At 64.3% G+C, this 13,324-nt stretch carries 7 protein-coding genes; 5 read left to right on the top strand and 2 right to left on the bottom strand.

Annotated elements, in window-relative coordinates; translation table 11 throughout:
• Positions 1-18 precede the first annotated feature (18 nt).
• From mutS to ACK8CP_RS15035, 5 genes are all read left to right on the top strand, one after another.
• Positions 19-2,772: a DNA mismatch repair protein MutS gene (mutS, locus tag ACK8CP_RS15055; protein ID WP_414832363.1), complete on the top strand. Its 2,754-nt coding sequence runs from the start codon at positions 19-21 to the stop codon at positions 2,770-2,772.
• Positions 2,769-5,588 (top strand): [protein-PII] uridylyltransferase, encoded by a 2,820-nt coding sequence (locus ACK8CP_RS15050; RefSeq protein ID WP_414832362.1) that lies wholly within the window; start codon positions 2,769-2,771, stop codon positions 5,586-5,588. The genes mutS and ACK8CP_RS15050 overlap by 4 nt, the downstream gene beginning before the upstream one ends.
• Positions 5,589-5,648: 60 nt before the next feature.
• Positions 5,649-7,211: a murein biosynthesis integral membrane protein MurJ gene (gene murJ / locus ACK8CP_RS15045; RefSeq protein WP_414832361.1), complete on the top strand. Its 1,563-nt coding sequence runs from the start codon at positions 5,649-5,651 to the stop codon at positions 7,209-7,211.
• Between the two features lie 76 nt (positions 7,212-7,287).
• Positions 7,288-8,349, top strand: a complete 1,062-nt coding sequence (gene trpS, locus ACK8CP_RS15040; RefSeq protein WP_414832360.1) for a tryptophan--tRNA ligase — start codon at positions 7,288-7,290, stop codon at positions 8,347-8,349.
• 49 nt (positions 8,350-8,398) lie between these two features.
• Entirely contained in the window at positions 8,399-8,893 is a 495-nt protein-coding gene (locus ACK8CP_RS15035; RefSeq protein ID WP_261215807.1) for a universal stress protein, read from the top strand.
• Positions 8,894-9,042: 149 nt separating this feature from the next.
• Here ACK8CP_RS15035 and pheT read toward each other — a convergent pair whose 3' ends face one another.
• Both pheT and ACK8CP_RS15025 read right to left on the bottom strand, forming a co-directional pair.
• Complete coding sequence (gene pheT / locus ACK8CP_RS15030; RefSeq protein WP_414832359.1) at positions 9,043-11,448, bottom strand: phenylalanine--tRNA ligase subunit beta; 2,406 nt, start codon at positions 11,446-11,448, stop codon at positions 9,043-9,045.
• A gap of 322 nt (positions 11,449-11,770) precedes the next feature.
• Positions 11,771-13,105 carry a protoglobin domain-containing protein gene (locus ACK8CP_RS15025; RefSeq protein WP_414832358.1) on the bottom strand — a complete coding sequence of 445 codons (1,335 nt, stop codon included), beginning with the start codon at positions 13,103-13,105 and terminating at the stop codon, positions 11,771-11,773.
• Positions 13,106-13,324: the final 219 nt, after the last annotated feature.

The raw sequence follows: 13,324 nt of genomic DNA, 5'->3' as shown, positions 1-13,324 counted from the left end.
TGTCGTTAAGCTTCGCGCATGCCGACCGCTTCCGCTACAAAAACCGCTCCGGCGTCGTCCCCGGTGCCCCGTCCTGCCGAGCCTGCTTCCAAGGAGGCCGGTGCGCCCAAGCTGACGCCGATGATGGAGCAATATATCGAGATCAAGGCGGCCAATCCGGATTGCCTCCTGTTCTATCGCATGGGCGATTTCTACGAGCTCTTTTTCGACGACGCCGAGAAGGCGTCGCGCTGCCTCGGCATCGTGCTGACGAAGCGCGGCAAGCATCTCGGAGAGGATATTCCGATGGCCGGCGTGCCGGTGCACGCGGCCGACGATTATCTGCAGAAGCTGATCGCCTCTGGATTCCGTGTGGCCGTCTGCGAACAGACGGAAGATCCCGCGGAAGCCCGGCGCCGCGGCTCCAAATCCGTCGTTCGACGTGAGGTGACGCGTCTCGTCACGCCCGGCACGCTCACCGAAGAGACGTTGCTCGACGCCAGGCGCAACAACTTTCTGGCGGCCGTCAGCCGGATCCCGGCCTCCGACGGCGAGGCCCCGGCCCATGCGCTTGCCTGGATCGATATTTCGACCGGCGAGTTCTGCGTCACGACCGTGCCGGCGGGCGGGCTGGAGCGCTGTCTTGCGCGGCTCGAGCCGAGCGAAGTGCTCGTCGTCGACAGGCTGGCGAGCGATCAGGCGCTCTCCTCGGCCGTCGCTCTCGTCGGGGCCACGTTGTCGCCGCTGCCAGCCTCCTTTTTCGAGCCGGGGACGGCCGGCGCACGCATCACGACCTATTTCGGCGTCGCCTCGCTCGACGGCCTCGGCGATTTCTCGCGCGCCGAGACGGCGGCCGCCGCGGCCATTCTCGCCTATGTCGAAAAGACCCAGATCGCGGCACGTCCGCCGATCGCGCCGCTCCGCCGCGAGCATGACGGCGCGGCGATGCGCATCGATGCGGCTACCCGGGCCAATCTCGAGCTCTTCCGCACGCTGCATGGCGAGAAGAAAGGCTCGCTGATCGAGGCGATCGACCGCACGGTGACGCCCGCAGGCTCCCGTCTTCTCGCGCAGCGTCTGGCGAGCCCGTTGACGGATCCGGCCGCGGTCAATCTTCGTCTCGACAGCGTCGCGACGCTTTTGGACGAAGACGCGCTCAGAACCAGACTGCGGCGCGTTCTCAGTGAGGCACCTGATATTCTGCGCGCCCTCACGCGCCTGACCCTGGACCGAGGCGGTCCTCGCGATCTCTCTGCGCTCTCCTCCGGTTTGCGGGTCGCTCTGTCTTTGTCGGATCTCTTATCCAAGCTCGATTTGCCTTTAGAATCAGAGCTTAAGGAGATCGCCGGCCTTCTCTCTCAGGCGCCGCGCGAATTCAGTCAGTCGGTCGACTCAGCCCTTGCCGAGGAACTGCCGCTCCTCAAGCGGGACGGCGGTTTCGTGCGGGCAGGTTTCTCGTCCGACCTCGACGAACTGCGGCTTCTCCGCGACGAAAGCCGTCGCATCATTGCCTCGCTGCAGAAGGAATACAGCGACGCGACAGGCGTGCGCGGGCTCAAGATCCGCCACAACAACGTGCTCGGCTATTTCGTCGAGGCGAGCGCCGCCCAGGCCGCACCTCTGCAGAAGGAGGAATCGGGCTTCATCCACCGCCAGACGCTCGCCAATGCGATGCGCTTCACGACGCCGCGGCTCGGAGAGTTGGAGCGTGAGATCGCCTCCGCCGCCGACCGGGCGCTGGCGATCGAGTTGCAGGTTTTCGCCGATCTCGCGCAGGCGGCCGGAGCGCTTGCCGGTGATATCCGCCGGACGGCCGAGGCGCTGGCGGCCCTCGATGTCGCTGCAGGCTTCGCCGAGTTTGCGGCGGCGGAAAACTGCGTTCGCCCCCATATCGATGCAAGCCGCGCCTTCATCGTGGAGGAGGGGCGCCATCCCGTGGTGGAACAGGCGCTCCGCCGCTCGGGCGACAGCTTCGTCGGCAATTCCTGCCACCTGGGCAACGCCGACGACGAGACGGGCCGCATCTGGCTCGTCACCGGCCCGAATATGGCGGGCAAGTCGACCTTTCTTCGCCAGAATGCCCTCATTGCGATCCTCGCCCAGACTGGCGCCTATGTGCCGGCCAAGGCCGCGCATATCGGCGTCGTAGACGGGCTTTTTTCGCGCGTCGGGGCTGCCGACGATCTCGCCCGCGGTCGCTCCACCTTCATGGTGGAGATGATCGAGACGGCGGCGATCCTCAATCAGGCGGGCCCCGGAGCCCTCGTCATTCTCGACGAGATCGGGCGCGGCACGGCGACGTTCGACGGCCTGTCCATCGCCTGGGCGGCGGTTGAACATCTGCACGAGCAGAACCGCTGCCGGACGCTCTTTGCCACCCATTATCACGAGCTCACCGCGCTCTCCGGCAAGCTTCCCCGCCTCGACAACGCCACGATGCGGGTGAAGGAATGGAAGGGCGATGTGGTCTTCCTGCATGAGGTCGTCGCCGGCGCGGCCGATCGTTCCTATGGCATCCAGGTCGCAAAACTCGCCGGCCTGCCCTCGCCGGTCATCGCCCGGGCTCGTGTCATCCTCGACAGGCTCGAGGCGGCCGACCGCAAGTCCAGCCCGGCGGAGTTGTTGAACGACCTGCCGCTCTTCGCCGCAAGGCCGGCGCGCGTCGAGATCGATGAAGAAACCACGAAGTTGTTGGCTTATATTGACGGGCTCGACCCGGACGAGCTCAGCCCAAGGCAGGCTCTCGACCAATTGTTTGAACTGAAACGCCTGCGTCGATCGGCAAAGATATGAGCGTGACTGAGACCGAACTCCGTTCTGCGATAGATCTCGATTTTTCCCGCTACGCGGATTTGCCGATCGATCCCGAGCGATTGGCCGAGGTGTTTCGTGCGCCTCTTGCGGACGGCGATCCGGCGCGGACCGGAGCGCGGGCGCAGCTTCTTGCCGGGCTCAAAGCCGCCCTCGGCGAGGCGCGCGCCAAAGTGCGCGAGGATCTGGAGGCCGACGGCAAGGGGGTTAGGGCCGCACAGAGGCTTTCGACCTTCTTCGACGCCATGATCGTGGCTCTCGTCGATTTCGGCGGCCTCGTATATCCGGCGAGCAATCCTTCTTCCGCCGAGCGGCTCACGGTTGCCGCCGTCGGCGGCTACGGCCGCGGCACGCTTGCGCCCGGCTCCGACATCGATCTGCTGTTTTTGTTTCCTTATAAATCCACCGCCTGGTCGGAGAGCGTGACGGAATTCGTTCTCTACATGCTGTGGGATCTCGGCCTCAAAGTGGGGCACGGAACCCGCACGGTGACGGAATCGATCCGCATGGCCAGGCAGGACATGACTGTGCGCACGGCGCTTCTGGAGGCTCGCTTCCTCTGCGGCGAAGACAGCCTGTTCAAGGAGCTACAGGAGCGCTTCAACAAGGAAGTGGTGGCAGGCACGGCGCCGGAATTCATCGCTTCCAAGCTCGCAGAGCGCGATTCCCGGCATGCGCGCATCGGCACGTCACGCTATCTGGTCGAGCCGCATGTCAAAGAGGGCAAGGGCGGCCAGCGCGATCTGCAGACGCTCTATTGGATCGGCAAATACGTCTATCAGACGCATGCCGGTGGCGAGGCGCTCGTCGAGGCCGGGCTTCTGAGTCGGGCCGAAAACCGTCTCTTCCGCAAATGCGACGACTTCCTCTGGGCGGTGCGCTGTCATCTGCATTTCATCACCGGCCGGGCGGAGGAACGCCTCTCCTTCGATCTCCAGCCCGAGCTCGCCCGAAGGCTCGGCTACACCCGGCATCCCGGGCTCAAAGCCGTCGAACGCTTCATGAAGCATTATTTTCTCGTGGCGAAGGACGTGGGCGACCTGACGCGCATCGTCTGTGCGGCCCTCGAAGAGCGCCAGCAGAAGAAGGAGGCGCGCCTCAACCGTCTCCTGCGGACGTTCAAAGTGCGGCGGCAGGAGGCCGCTTTTCTCGGCGACTTCTACGTCGAGAACAACCGGCTGCGCGAGCGTGACGAAGCCGTCTTCACCCGCGATCCGGTCAATCTCATCCGCGTTTTTCATTATGCCGCGGAAGGCAGCCACGCCTTTCACCCCGATACGGTGCGCCTCATCACGAAGTCGCTGCGCCTGATCGGGCCGGATCTGCAGAACGATCCGGAAGCGAACCGCCTGTTCCTTTCGATCCTCTGTTCGGGAGAGAATACGGAGGTCATTCTGCGGCAGATGAACGAGACCGGGGTGCTCGGGAAGTTCCTGCCGGAGTTCGGCCGCATCGTCGCGATGATGCAGTTCAACATGTATCACCACTTCACGGTGGATGAGCATCTGATCCGCACGATCGGAACGCTCGCCGCTTTGGAAAGCGGTCGCCTCACCGAAGATTTGCCGCTGTGCATGGATTTTCTGCCGGAGATTGCAGACAAGACGGTGCTTTACGTGGCGCTGCTTCTGCACGACATCGCCAAGGGGCGGGTGGAAGATCATTCCATCGCCGGGGCCCGCATCGCCAGAAAGGTCGGCCCGCGGCTCGGTCTCACCGCCCACCAGACGGAAACCGTCGCCTGGCTCGTGGAGCAGCACCTCACGATGTCGATCACGGCGCAGTCGCGCGATCTTGCCGATCGGCGCACCATCATGGACTTCGCCAAGGTGGTGCAGACGACGGAGCGTTTGAAGCTGCTCCTGATCGTCACCGTCTGCGATATCCGGGCCGTCGGGCCCGGTGTCTGGAACGGCTGGAAAGGCCAGCTTCTGCGCACGCTCTACAACGAGACCGAGCTGATCCTGACCGGCGGTCATTCCAAGATCGCCCGCAACGAGCGCATCGCCCGCGCCCGCGCCGAGCTCTCCGCCAAGCTTTCCGACTGGCCACAGGAGGAGCGCGAACGCCTGCTCGAACTGCATTACCCGGCCTACTGGCTGCGCACGGCCCTGGAAGACCAGGTCCGGCACGCCGAGTTCATCCGCCGCACGGGCGACGGCAATCGGCCTTTCGCCCATGAGGTGACGGTGCGCGATTTCGAGGCCGTCACCGAGATTTCCATCCTGACGCCCGACCATCCGCGGCTTCTCGCTTTGATGGCCGGGGCGTGCTCGGCGACGGGGGCGAACATCGTCGACGCGCAAATCTTTACCACCACGGATGGTCGCGCTCTCGATACCATTGTCGTCTCCCGCGCTTTCGAGGCGGATGCGGATGAGAGGCGGCGCGCCGAGCGGGTCGCAGCCCTGATCGAACAAGCGCTGGCCGGCCATGTGCATCTTCCCGACATGCTCGCCAAGCGGCGTGAAGGTCCGGCCAAGCAGGATGCCTTCACCATCGAGCCGGACGTCAAGATCGACAATTCTCTCTCTGACCGGTTCACGGTGATCGAGATCGCCTGTCTCGATCGCATCGGGCTTCTCTACGATCTGACGCGAGTGATCGCCGATCTCAGTCTCGACATCGCCTCCGCCCACATCGCCACCTTCGGCGAACGCGCGGTCGATACGTTCTACGTGACCGATCTTCTCGGCCAGAAAATCACGGCGCAGGCGCGCCAGAAGCGCATCCGGCGCGAACTCGTTGCCATCATCGAAGGCGCTGCCGCGGATGCGGCGGCCTTGGCCGCCTCTTGAGAGCGGCCTCCTTGCTTCTCTTCTCCCCTCCGCGCTTTTTTACAGAATGAGCCGCCGCCCGTGAGCCTCGTCAAAAAATTCGTCTCCGTCGGCGGCGCCACGCTCGCCAGCCGGGTTCTCGGTTTCGTCCGGGAGATGTTGATCGCCGCGGCTCTCGGTGCTGGGCCGGTGGCCGATGCCTTTTACGCCGCCTTCCGGTTTCCGAACCTGTTTCGTAGGCTTTTTGCAGAAGGCGCCTTCAACGCGGCTTTCGTGCCGCTTTATTCGCGCACGCTCGAAGGCGACGGGGAGGATCGGGCCCGCCTGTTCGCCGAGGATGTGCTGGCGGCGCTCATGTTCGTGCTTCTCGCCCTCACCGCCCTCGTCATGGTGGCCACCCCGCTCATCGTCACCATTCTGGCGCCGGGCTTCCGTGAGGATCCCGCAAAGTTCACCCTGACGATCGAGCTCTTCAGGGTGATGTTTCCCTATCTCGTCTTGATGTCGCTGACGGCGATGGTGACGGGCGTCTTGAACGCCCACCGCACGTTTTTCATTCCCGCGCTCGCCCCCGTCCTTCTGAACGTCACCACGATCGCCGCCCTGGCCGTCACCTTCTTGCAGGACATGAGCGGACCCGAGGTCGGCCGGATCCTCTCCTGGTCGGTGCTGGTGGCGGGTGTGCTGCAGCTCCTCCTGGTCGCCTGGGCGGCGCGCCGCATCGGCTTCCATATGCGCCTGAAGCGGCCGAAGTGGACCCCCGGGGTGAAGCGGCTTCTCTGGCTTGCGGCACCTGCGGCCGCCGCCGGCGGCATCACGCAGATCAATCTCTTCATCGGCCAGATCATCGCCTCCACCAAGGCCGGTGCCATTTCGATCCTGCAATATGCCGACAGGCTCTATCAGCTGCCCCTCGGGGTGGTGGGGATCGCGATCGGTGTCGTCCTCCTGCCGGAACTGTCGCGCACCTTGAAGGCGGAGCATTTTCGCGAGGCGACGCATGTGCAGAACCGGGCGCTCGAATTCGCCTTCTTCCTGACGCTGCCGGCAGCCGCCGCGCTGATCGCCATCCCCGAAACGCTGGTGAGTGTGCTTTTCGAGCGCGGTGCCTTTTCCGTGGAGACGCGAGAGGCGACGGCCGCAGCCCTGCGCGTCTTCGGTTTCGGCCTGCCGGCCTTCGTTCTCGTCAAGGTGTTCACGCCCGGCTATTTCGCCCGCGAAGACACCAAGACGCCGATGATGTTTTCCGCCATCGCCGTTTCGATCAACGTGGCGCTCGCTCTCACGCTCTTTCCGATTTTTGCCGAGGCGGGGATCGCGACCGCCGAGGCGGTTTCCGGCTGGACCAACATCACGCTGCTCATCCTGACGTTGCGCCGTCGCGGCCATTGGACCGTCGACAGTGTCGTCCTGCGCCGGACGCCGCGCATTGTCGCAGCATCGGCGGTTCTGGGCGGCGTTCTCTACGTCGGCGCCCTCTGGCTCGCACCGCTGATGGCGCCGGGCGAACCCTTCCTCGTACGTTTTGGTCTGCTGCTCGGCTTATGCGGCGTTGCCGCCGCCGTTTACTTCGCCGTGGCGCATCTGATCGGGGCGGCGGATCTGCGTGCGCTCGCCGGTCTCATGCGGCGCAGGGCTGCGTGAAGCGGCCTTGCGTGGTGGTGATCGAGCGGCGATAACGGCATCCGAAATTCCCACCGTTTCCTTTCGGACAATCCCCATGACAAGCCATCCACACCGTGTCTTTTCCGGCATGCAACCGACCCATTCGCTGCATCTCGGCAATTATCTCGGAGCCATGGTGAACTGGGTGAAGATGCAGGAGACGCACGATTGCATCTATTGCGTCGTCGATCTCCACGCCATCACCCTGTGGCAGGATCCGAAGGAGCTGCGCTCCAACATTCGCGAATTGACCGCCGCCTATATCGCCGGCGGCGTCGATCCCGAGCGCTCGATCATCTTCAATCAATCGGCCGTGGCGGCTCACGCCGAGCTTGCCTGGGTGTTCAACTGCGTTGCCCGCATGGGCTGGCTCAACCGCATGACGCAGTTCAAGGAGAAGGCGGGCAAGGATCGTGAGAACGTCTCCACGGGCCTCTTCGTCTATCCCAACCTGATGGCCGCCGACATTCTCGTCTACCGGGCCACGCATGTGCCGGTCGGCGAGGATCAGAAGCAGCATCTGGAACTCGCCCGCAACATTGCGCAGAAGTTCAACAACGACTTCGCCGAATCGATCGCCGCTCACGGCTTCGCAGAAGAGTTTTTCCCACTGCCGGAGCCGTTCATCACGGGGCCCGCGACGCGCGTCATGAGCCTGCGCGATGGCACCAAGAAGATGTCGAAGTCGGACCCGTCCGATTATTCGCGCATCAACATGACCGACGACGCCGATGCGATCTCCCAGAAGGTGCGCAAGGCGCGCACCGATCCGGAGCCGCTTCCCTCTGAGATCGAGGGTCTCAAAGATCGCGCCGGCGCCGAAAACCTCGTTGGGATCTATGCCGCGCTCGCCGGCACCAGCAAGGAGGCCGTGCTCGCCGAATATGGCGGACAGGGCTTTGCCGCCTTCAAGCCGGCGCTCGCCGATCTTGCGGTTGCTCGCCTCGCGCCGATTGCCGACGAGATGCGGCGCCTGCTCGCCGATCCGGCCGAGATCGACGCGCTGCTCGCCCGTGGCGCCGACCGGGCGCGCGCCATTGCCGATCCGATCATGGATGAGGTGAAGGACGTGGTCGGGCTCTTGCGGCCGCAAGCCAAGAGCGGGTCTGCCGCATGACGGCGACGCCACGCTTGCTGACAGCTCCCGCCAATGGCAGCATGAGTGCATGATGCGGCCGAGACGCGCCCGGGCAGAGGGCCACAAGCGAAAATTCCTGGTGGTGATCGACGACACGCCGGAATGCGTGCGCGCGATGCGCTATGCCGCAAAGCGTGCGGAGCGCACCAACGGCGCCGTCACCATGCTCTTCGTCATCGAGCCTGGTGATTTCCAGCATTGGCTGGGCGTCGAAGAAGTGATGCGCGCTGAAGCCATGGAAGAGGCGGAGAATATTCTTGGGCGCTTCGCCTCGCGCATGGCCGACATGTCGCGGATCGAGCCCGAGCTCGTCATCCGCGAAGGCAAGCGCGCCGACGAGATCCGCAAGCTCATCGAAGAAGACGAGGATATCGCCATTCTCGTGCTCGCCGCCTCCGGCGGCTCGGAAGGGCCTGGCCCGCTCGTCTCCTCGATTGCGCAAAAAGGCGGTGCCGCATTCCCGATTCCGGTCACGATCGTTCCGGAAAACCTCTCAGACGAGGTTATGGACGAGATCGTTTGACGGTCTTGTTCCTGCTTTGATCTTCAACCTTCCCTCCGGGAAGGACAAAACAAAAACATCCGCCAACATCCTGAGATATCGGACGTTCTTCAGTACGAATCGTACGATTTCCACAGCTTTACCACAAGCTGTGGAAGATCTCGTTGGGTTCAACGCCGCAACTGACCGCCAGTTGCCTTCTCCACGGCCTGAACGACGCGGCTGGAGACTGCCTCGATCTCTGCTTCCGTCAATGTGCGGTCTTCGGGCGTCAGTGTCACTTCGATGGCGATCGACTTGTAGCCTTCGCCGATTGCCGCGCCTCTGAAGACGTCGAAGACGTTGACCTGGCTGATCAGGCTCTTTTCTGCGCCCTTGGCCGCCCGCACCAGCTTTTCTGCGGGAACATTGTCTTCGATGACGAAGGCGAAGTCACGCCGGACAGTCTGGTAGCCCGATATCTTCAATGCCGCGCGTGCCGCACGCTGCGATTTCGGCACCGGAATGGCGTCGATGTCGATCTCGAAGCCGACGAGCGGTCCCGAGACATCGAAAGCCTCCAGGATATGGGGGTGAAGTTCACCGAAGGTCGCGAGTTTGTTCTTCGGACCGAGAGTGACCGTGCCGACACGCCCCGGATGATACCAGTCGGGCCCTTCGGCCTGCACCTGCACCTTGTCGACCGCTGCGCCGAGAAGTTCGAGAACTGCGAGCACGTCCGCTTTGGCGTCGAAGAGATCGACGCCGCGCGGGGCCTGAAGCGCGCTGCGCGGCCCCGTCACACCGAGGCGGATGCCCGTGGCGTGGAGGCGTTCATCCTCCGGGCGGTCGCCCGGATAGACCTGCCCCACCTCGCAAAGCGCCTGCGTTTCCGTGCCGCGATCGGCGTTTTTGGAGGCGGCTGTGATCAATCCGGCAAGCAGGGACGGCCGCATGTCGGACAGTTCCGTCGAGATTGGATTGTCGAGGGCGAGGAGGTCTTCGCCGCCGCCGAAAAGACGCGCCTGATCGAAGGGCAGGAAGGACCAGGTCACGGCCTCGTTGAAGCCGCGCGAGGCAAGCGCGCGGGCGGCCTTGAACCGGCGCCGTTGCTGCACGGAGAGCTTCGGCTTCGTGACGGCATCGGTGCGTGGCAGCATGACATGAGCGATCTTCTCAAGCCCGTAGATGCGCACGATCTCTTCCACGAGATCCGCCTCGCCATTGACGTCCGGACGCCATGAGGGGATCGCTGCGACGATCTCCTCGTCGGTCCCGGCAATCGCGAAGCCGAGGCTTTCCAGAATATCGACCTGGGTCCGTGGTGCGATCTCGACGCCCGCGAGCGTCGTCACGCGGTTCATGCGCAGACGCGCATTGGCGTTTCGAAGCGGCGCTTCGCCGGCAATGACGATCTCGGAGGCTTCGCCCCCGCACATGTCGAGGATGAGGCGGGTGGCGATCTCCGCGCCCGGCTCGGTGAAGGCCGGGTCGATGCCGCGCTCGAAGCGATAACGGGCATCGGACAGAAGGTTGAGCTTGCGCCCGGTCGAGGCGGTGCGGATCGGATCGAAATAGGCCGATTCCAAAAACACGTCCGTCGTCGTCTCGCTGACGCCCGACACCTCGCCGCCCATGACGCCGGCGAGCCCTTCCGGCCCGGCATCGTCGGCAATCACCGTCATCGTCTCGTCGAGCGTATAGGTGCGCCCGTCGAGTGCCTCGATGGTCTCGCCGGGCTTTGCCAGGCGCGCATGGATGGTGCCTTTGACTTTGGCGGCATCGAAGACGTGCAGCGGCCGGCCATAGGCGATGGTCATGTAGTTGGTGACGTCGACAAGCGCCGAGATCGGCCGAAGCCCGATCGCCCGCAGCCGCTTCTGCATCCAGGCGGGGGAGGGGCCGTTCTTGACGCCGCGGATATAGCGGCCGACGAAATGCGGGCAGGGGCTCGTATCGCCGTCCTCGAACCGCAGTTCGACGCCGAGCGGGCTCTTGAAGGCTCCCTCGACCGGTGCCGCCTCGAGCGGCTTCAGCGTGCCCATCCCGGCTGCGGCGAGGTCTCGGGCAATGCCATAGACGCCGAGAGCGTCGGGCCGGTTCGGCGTGACGCCGATATCGATGACGGGGTCGTCCAGCCCCGCCCAGGTCGCATAGGGCGTGCCGACCGGCGCGTCGTCGGGAAGGTCGATGATGCCCTCATGATCGTCGGAGAGCATCAATTCACGCTCCGACACCAGCATGCCGTTCGAAGCCTGGCCGCGCAGATTGCCGGCCTTGAGCTCGATGCCGGTGCCCGGAACGTAAGAGCCGACAGGCGCGAAAACGCCGATCATTCCGGTGCGCGCATTGGGCGCCCCGCAGACCACTTGAATGGCCTCGCCCGTTCCCGGATCGACCTGACAGACGCGCAGCCTGTCGGCGTTCGGATGCTGCTTGGCTTCGAGCACCTTCGCGATGACGAAGGGCTTCAGCGCATCGGCCGGATTGGTGAGGCTTTCAAGCTCGAGACCGATCATGGTGAGCTTGTCGGCGATCTCCTCTGCCGAAGCGTCGGTGTCGAGGAAGGATTTGAGCCAGGAGAGAGTGAATTTCATGTTCGTCTTCGTCGCGATCGTTGCCGATCCCTAGACGCCTCTGCCGCACCAAGCAAGGTCGGCAGGCAGGCGAGGTGTCGCGACAGCAACGAAGAGCGACCGAGAAGCGCTTGTCGGCAGGGTTCGGGAACGACCGATCCGCGCCGGGGAGAGCCTCTCTGTCATCATGAAAACCGGCGTCGCATGGAGGCGGCGCCGGTTTTTCTCGTGCCGCGAGAGGAGCGCCCGTCCCGCAGTGCGCGCATACGTGTGGGTTTCGGCTCACCGCAGCAGCCCCCGGACCGCGATGGCGGCCGAACTCCGCCGCCCTGTGCGGCGAAGTTCAGGCGGCCTGTGCCGTCTCCAGAAACTTCGAGATGTCGCCCTGCAGCCGGCCGAGCTCTCTGTCGAGCGTGTCCTTTGCCGTCTTGACCTTATGGGCGACATCGGCGGCGTTCGTCGTGGAGGAATTGAGGATCTCCATGCTCTCCACCACCGAACGCGCATTGTCCGCGGTCTGATTCACGTTGTTGGCGATGTCAGCGGTGGCCGCGTTCTGCTCTTCGACCGCGGCCGAGATCGCCGTGGCGGTCTCGCTCACTTCCTCGATGATGCGGCTGATGTCGCCGATGGAATCTTCCGTCTCCTGCGTCGCGGACTGGATGGCCGTGACGAGCCCGACGATCTCCGTGGTCGCCTTGGCGGTCTGCCCGGCGAGCGCTTTCACCTCCTGGGCGACGACGGCAAAGCCTCTGCCGGCCTCGCCCGCACGGGCCGCCTCGATCGTGGCGTTCAACGCCAGGAGATTGGTTTGCGACGCAATCTGGTTGATGAGATCGACGACGGCACCGATCTGGCGCGCATGCCCGGCGAGCCCGGAGACCGATTGTCTCGTCGTCTTGGTGCCGACAACCGCACTTGAGACGATTTTCGCCGAGCGTCCGGCGTGTTCGGCGATTTCGCGGACGGAGGCGGCGAGCTGTTCCGCCGCAGCCGCGCCCGCCTGCATGTTCGAGGCCGTCTGTTCGGCCGCGGCCACCACCTGTGTCGCAAGCGCGCTCGCCGACCCTGTCGTACCGTCGAGGGTTTCCGCACTCGTCGACAGGTCGAGATTGGCCTGGCGCGACACCGAGAGGCTTTCTTCCACCGCCACCGAGAAGGCCGAGATCGCGTCTGCGAGCGCTGCCCCGCGGCGCTGGCGCTCCTCGATGAGGACCTCTTCATAGACGGAGATGGCGATGTCCATGTCGAGCATCACCGCCTTGTTCATCGTGGTCAGCCAGTGGTTGCGGGTGCGGCGACCGACCCGGCCCAGCGAGGTGATGTGGCGGACGAGCTCGTTGAGAACGAAGGCATAGCCTCCGATGTACCAGCGTGGCTCCAGGCCGATTTTGTGGTGGATGAGGCCGATGCGGCGAATGGAGGCGAAATACGCATCATCGAAAGCACCGGAGAAGAGGTGTCCCCAATGCCCGGCCTGCAGACCGACGAGCCGCTCCTGCTTGTTGCCCATCATCGCTTTGAGATGCGGGACCTTGCCGACATGGTCGTAGAACCGATGAATGATTCCCGGCAGGGCCGGTTCGATCAGCGGCCACATTGCGTGCAGCTGTTGGCGCTCTTCTTGTCCGATTCGGAGAAAGGACAGCCGCTCTCGCAGCGCCGATTCAGTTTCCATAACGTCATCCCCATCGCTCTCCGCCAATAGGCGGACTGCACGGGGAGGTTGTGCATGTTGGGGTTGTGCGAAGCTTGCAGAGCGACCAGAGGGGGAGTTTTCTTAGATCACTTCGAATAGACAGCGTCGACGCGAACGGCCGCGCCGGTGCGCACGGTCCAATCGCCCACCGTGACAGCGTCGTCGGACGCCGGGGTGGGCGCTGGCGCGTTCTGGCAG

This window comes from Afifella sp. YEN Y35 (assembly GCF_047553465.1).
In the GTDB taxonomy this organism is placed as follows: domain Bacteria; phylum Pseudomonadota; class Alphaproteobacteria; order Rhizobiales; family Afifellaceae; genus Afifella; species Afifella aestuarii.
Note: the sequence above shows the minus strand (reverse complement) of the source record. Positions and strands in the feature narration are given on the sequence as shown.